The organism is Aurantimonas sp. C2-5-R2, assembly GCF_036549495.1.
GTDB lineage: Bacteria > Pseudomonadota > Alphaproteobacteria > Rhizobiales > Rhizobiaceae > Aurantimonas > Aurantimonas coralicida_A.
In genome coordinates, this window is sequence record NZ_JAZHLJ010000144.1 from 1 (window position 1) to 4466 (window position 4466).

Annotated in this window: 5 protein-coding genes and 2 pseudogenes; 1 reads left to right on the forward strand and 6 read right to left on the reverse strand. The window is 61.0% G+C overall.

Annotated features, from left to right (window positions below):
• The 4 genes and pseudogenes from VQ044_RS23810 to VQ044_RS23825 form a co-directional block, all read right to left on the reverse strand.
• A pseudogene (locus VQ044_RS23810) lies at window positions 1-245 on the reverse strand (IS256 family transposase); the annotation flags it as partial.
• A gap of 62 nt (window positions 246-307) precedes the next feature.
• Window positions 308-562 carry a macro domain-containing protein gene (locus VQ044_RS23815; protein WP_327650125.1) on the reverse strand — a complete coding sequence of 85 codons (255 nt, stop codon included), beginning with the start codon at window positions 560-562 and terminating at the stop codon, window positions 308-310.
• 11 nt (window positions 563-573) lie between these two features.
• Window positions 574-894, reverse strand: a complete 321-nt coding sequence (locus VQ044_RS23820; RefSeq protein ID WP_331827817.1) for a hypothetical protein — start codon at window positions 892-894, stop codon at window positions 574-576.
• A gap of 375 nt (window positions 895-1269) precedes the next feature.
• On the reverse strand, window positions 1270-1572 hold the full coding sequence (locus tag VQ044_RS23825; RefSeq protein ID WP_327650128.1) for a hypothetical protein: 303 nt from the start codon (window positions 1570-1572) through the stop codon (window positions 1270-1272).
• 54 nt (window positions 1573-1626) lie between these two features.
• Between VQ044_RS23825 and VQ044_RS23830 the strand changes: the two genes are divergently transcribed.
• Entirely contained in the window at window positions 1627-2385 is a 759-nt protein-coding gene (locus VQ044_RS23830; protein WP_327650130.1) for an NAD kinase, read from the forward strand.
• Window positions 2386-2580: 195 nt separating this feature from the next.
• Here VQ044_RS23830 and cobS read toward each other — a convergent pair whose 3' ends face one another.
• Together cobS and VQ044_RS23840 are read right to left on the reverse strand one after the other, a co-directional pair.
• On the reverse strand, window positions 2581-3567 hold the full coding sequence (gene cobS, locus VQ044_RS23835) for a cobaltochelatase subunit CobS (protein WP_327650133.1): 987 nt from the start codon (window positions 3565-3567) through the stop codon (window positions 2581-2583).
• Between the two features lie 267 nt (window positions 3568-3834).
• Window positions 3835-4377, reverse strand: a pseudogene (locus tag VQ044_RS23840) (SIR2 family protein); the annotation flags it as partial.
• Window positions 4378-4466: the final 89 nt, after the last annotated feature.

Below are 4466 nucleotides of genomic sequence, written 5' to 3' on the forward strand. Positions count from 1 at the left end.
TGGCGCTGCACCGGGATCGGGCCGATCCCGGTCTGGATCATCCGTCCCGGCCCGGTGCCATGCCGCACGATGCGATGGCGTCCATCGGGCAAGCGTTCGTCCTCGAACTGTGCAACGAAGCTTGCCGCCTCGGCCCTGAGCGCGGCGGCCAGCATCTGGCGCGCGCCCTCGCGGGCGATCTCGGTGAGCGGGTCAAGGATCGATCCGGGCTGGTGAAGCGGGGTGATCGTGGTATCGTCTTTCATGGCGTATCGCTCCTTCGGGAGGTTCTGGCAGGCTTCAGCACCCGCCACGATACGCCGCCTTCTCAGGCCCCATCACCCATTTTCAGCCATAGCTCCTTGTTTGGAAGCTTGAATGCCGCTGTCATGATCGCTTGGCCGGGCCCCAGCGGGGCGAACGGCGCGGCAGCTGCCGCAAGTTCCGGCCCTGCAGCAGCATGCAGTGCACCGGTGACGCCTCCTCCCGGCAGCAGCTCTGCATTGGCGGCATTGACGACAGCGTCGACGTCCGGCTGATCGGCGATATCGCCGCGGACGCACTGAATGGTGGCCTTCCCCAATGCAACTCTCATCAGAATCCTATCCTGTGCGGCATTTGAGCTTCGCTTCTCGGCGCGGGGCTGGTGCCTACAAGAATGCTGCCAGTATTCTGCGAAGCGTTCGACTCTGGTGTCTGGCCGTAGTCATGCTGCATGGGCGCTCCCCGGCGTGTTCCACGGCGTGGATCATCACGCGGCTCGCATTCCTGGACCGGCACAGGACCGTAGCCGTAGCCGTAGCCGTAGCCGTAGCCGTAGCCGTAGCCGCTGAAGACATCGTCATCTTCCGATCGATTTGCCTCTGGCGGCTGGGTGCAGGATTTTGTTGCCAAGTCAAACTTGGTTAAACGCATGCGGTCCTCCGCTCGCTGGGAAAAGGAGAGAGCATCTCCAACGGCCAGCCGCGGTATCGCAGCTAGAGGGAGGAGCGTCGGTGCCATAGCCGGAACGTCATCCGCAGCCCCGGAGCCTGAAGCGCTGTCGATGCAGTGGCATCGATCGCGATGAGGTCTCGCGCCTCTTCGGATCCGACCACCAATCAGGTGTGCGGGAAAATCGGCGGAAGGCTAATATTTCCTGATGCCGGTGCCCGGAACTTAGATGATGTGGCCAAGCATTTGTAGAGTGCCGATTCAAATAGCATCGAATTTTTACGTCGGACCGGCGGAAACTGCGTCTGAGGAGCAACTGAATGTCCCGGGCTGGTCGAGCCGCGCAGTGCGCTCCCGTTACCGGCCCTTGCCGACCTCAAACCGAACGTCGTCCAGTTCAACGCGTCTAGCGAGTGTCTCGGGATCACCAGCATCTTCTAGCGCCGCAGCCCTTTCCAACTCTTCAAGCTTGTGCACGACGTCATTCGGGGAAACGTCGATAAGCTGCCGGTCGTCGATCCCCAAAAGAGCAATCCTCTCGCGCAAGTCCGGAGCAAGCAGCGTGTCCGGCGTATCTGGCCATTGTGTCGGCAGCTGCCATCTCTTGCGAATATGGTTTTGGATCGCTTCACCGAGTTTGCGAGGCTTGATGTCGAACATCGTGGGTTTTTTCCTTCTTACAGCCGGCCGCATATGCGACAGCGGTCATGTCGAATGATGAAAATCGCCGTAATGGCGGACGAGGAAGCTCCGGAAGCGGTCAGCAGCCGACTTCGGCGGCTGTATGGGCAGATCGGGTTCGATATGGCCGACGCGATTGTTCTGATCGCAAGCAACTCGGGTGTTGTTCGCGGGCTGCACCGTTTGGCCGGTTACGGTCTTCCGATCTATCCGATGAGCTGGGGGAGCCCGAGCTTCCTGACTAACGGCTTTCAGGAGGCAAAGCTGGATATAGCGATCGCGGAGGCGGAACCGGCAATTTTGCACCCGCTGTGCATGACGTGCCGCTTGACCACAGGCGAGCAGCATGTCGCGCATGCCTATAACGAGGTCGCGGTGTTCCGTCAGACCCGGCGAATGATCAGGATCGACATCGCGATAAACGGTGGAAAGCGTCTGTTGGGTTTGGCCGGCGACGGCGTGCTCGCTGCAACGCCTGCTGGCAGCACGGCTTACAACCTCTCGGCTCATGGACCGATCCTTCCTCTCAATTCCGGTCTGGTTGCGTTGACGCCAATTGCTCCACACCACCCGCGCAACTGGCGCGGGGCCCTCCTGCCGGCGACCGATGTCGTGACGCTCACGCCGAGCGGACCCGCAGAGCCACCCATGGCGGCCACGGCGGATTTCGTTCAGCTGCAGGACGTCGCCGAAGTCACCGTCACTGCCGACCCGACGATCCAGGCGACGCTCCTGTTCGCACGAGGAGCGGGTCTTGCGGCGCGCCAACTTGAAGAGCAGTTCCGCAGCTAGTGGTGTGAGGATCAGTGAAATGTCCCGGGCGGATTTTCCTGCTCTCGCGGGATATGCGAGTCCGGAGCATCGGCGCCTGATCGTCAGTGGACTCATCACGGCGGACCGTGAGCGTCTGGAAGTGCTCATCGCGGATTTCTGACTGCTCGATCGCGAATTGCCGCCTATTTGTGCCATGAGACCGTCCGGCTTTCCTTAGTTCAGTACCACGTTGGCAGAAGATTCGGACAGCTCCTCGCCGAAGCTCCGCTGGTAGAACTCGGCGACGATGGAACGCTCCAGGTCGTCGCACTTGTTGAGGAAGGTGACGCGGAAGGCGAAGCCGAGTTCGCCGAAGATCTCGGCGTTCTCCGCCCAGGTGATCACCGTCCGCGGGCTCATCACAGTCGACAGGTCGCCGTTGACGAAGGCCGAGCGGGTCATGTCGGCGACGCGGACCATCTTGGAGACGGTCTGGCGGCCTTCCTTGCTGTCGTAGCTCCTGGCCTTGGAGACCACGATGCCGACCTCGTTGTCGTGCGGCAGGTAGTTCAGGATCGTGACGATCGACCAGCGGTCCATCTGCGCCTGGTTGATCTGCTGCGTGCCGTGGTAGAGGCCGGTCGTGTCACCGAGGCCGACGGTGTTCGCCGTTGCGAAGATCCGGAAGGCCGGGTGCGGGCGGATGACGCGCGCCTGATCGAGCAGCGTCAGGCGGCCGGAGGATTCCAGCACGCGCTGGATGACGAACATCACGTCCGGGCGGCCGGCGTCGTATTCGTCGAAGACCAGCGCGACGTTGTTCTGATAGGCCCATGGCAGGATGCCGTCGCGGAACTCGGTCACCTGCATGCCGTTGCGCACGGTGATCGCGTCCTTGCCGACGAGGTCGATGCGGCTGACATGGCTGTCGAGATTTACGCGCACGCAAGGCCAGTTCAGCCTTGCGGCGACCTGCTCGATATGCGTCGACTTGCCGGTGCCGTGATAGCCCGAGACCATGACGCGCCGGTTGCGGGCAAAGCCGGCGAGGATCGCCAGCGTCGTCTGCGGGTCGAACAGGTAGTCCGGATCGAACTCGGGAACATGCTCGTCGGCTCGCGAAAAGGCCGGGATGCTCAGGTCGCTGTCGAAACCGAAGGTTTCGCGGACGGAGACGGTGGCGTCCGGGAGGGAGGCCACTTCTTGTTCCGCTGCACTCATCATACCTCCATCGGCTTCGCGGCGCCGATGCGCCGTGCCGAAGCCGTCATGCTTCTCGAAAATTCCGTGCCTCCAACCGCTCCCGGTCACGGACGGTACTTGTACGCGCTTGGATCGTAAGCCATCTCGACGCATATCTTCCGGCTGTATCCGCTCGCGCTATTTCCGGCGGGGCCTTGAGATCACCGCCTTACGCACACCAGACTAAGAGCAGATTCGCGACTGGGTCGCGCTCGGCCCTAGGTTGCGGCCACTGCGCCACGCTTCTCATTGGGTGCTCGATGTTCCACGTTGATGGAAGTGTTCCACTCGTTCGGTCAATTCCTTCATGAAGCTTAGAAGAGCGTCCGCAGGCTCATCATGTTTGCCGCTGAGCACGCTGATGCCCCACTGCCCGAGCACAGCCTCCTGCACCGGATTCTCACGGGACATAAAGACGAAGGACCTCGGGCGATCCTTCTCTCGCCCCGAATCGCGCCAGGTAAGCCACAGACGGTGAAGCAACAGACGGATGTTGAGATCCGAGACGCTGTAGCCGACAAACAGGATGGTCCGGCCCAATGCATCGGCTCGGAATTTGATGTCGAGAGGCGAATCGAAAGTCAGCCGATTGAAGTAGTCCGTTTCCGCAATGACGAGCGATTGGTCGTCTTCGAAGTCACCATGAAACTTCACGATCTGTGTATCGGCGCTGGTCGCTTTCGCGACATCTCGCGCATTGACAATCTTCACATATGGATGGCCGCTTAGATTGAACGCCATTTCCAGATTGTAGTCGTAGTTCGTCGTGTAGATGATTGGAAAGTCAAGCCTTGCCTATCCGGTTGATTCCCACACCCACTAGATCTAGTGTTGGGCATGGATGTCCTGGCCCGTGAAGACCTGCCGTTCCCGCAGTC